Below are 751 nucleotides of genomic sequence, written 5' to 3'. Positions count from 1 at the left end.
TCATAAGTAAAAGTAATACTCTGTGATCCGGAAATAACTCTTGGGAGATTGAGGAAATTATATTCTATATCAGTAATGCCTTTTTGGGTATCTACTTTAAGATTACCATTATTATCATATCCATAGTTACTATTAATGAAGCCCGATATACTAGTTAATCGATTTCCATTGTAACCGCTGTAATTGTTCAATCCAAAATTATCCCTTCTCAGACTTACGATATTGCCCATCACATCGTAACTTATCTCTTCACCTAAATTATTACCTGCTGTTGATTTTTCCAATCGATTTAGTTTGTCGTATTTATACTCAAAGGAATTACTTTGTCCATTTGTATACGTCTGCCCGGAAATATTGCCATTAAATTGTGGAATCACACCATCATTATAGGTTAATTGAAGTGAAAATTCATTGCTTGTACTGGTCTTCAACCATCCACGTTGATTGTAAGAATAATCTGTATGCTGCAAATTATCATTCAATTGCTTTTGTGTTAGTTGCCCAAGTTCGTTGTAAATATTTTTGCTTAAAGTAATATTTTGTCCCGCCAGGCCATTTGTGCTGATCTGCTGTAGGGTTTCTGTTTTTCTTCCCAGATGATCATATCTGTATTCATTATTTATATCAGTTTGCACACCTAAAAGTAAATGAGTTCTTGCCTGATATCTTAACTCATTTTGAAAATTATAAGTTTTACTAACTCCATCACTTCCCCCCATCAAGTCTTCACTCTTCTGTTGAACGATTCTTC

1 pseudogene is annotated in these 751 nt (G+C 33.7%); it reads right to left on the bottom strand.

The features are described from left to right. Window positions 1-751 (bottom strand): annotated as a pseudogene (locus tag AC1DND_RS28850) (RHS repeat domain-containing protein); the annotation flags it as partial.

Source organism: Pedobacter sp. 01N416, assembly GCF_056399685.1.
The sequence above is the reverse complement of the archived record's forward strand: the minus strand, read 5'-3'. Positions and strand labels throughout refer to the sequence as shown.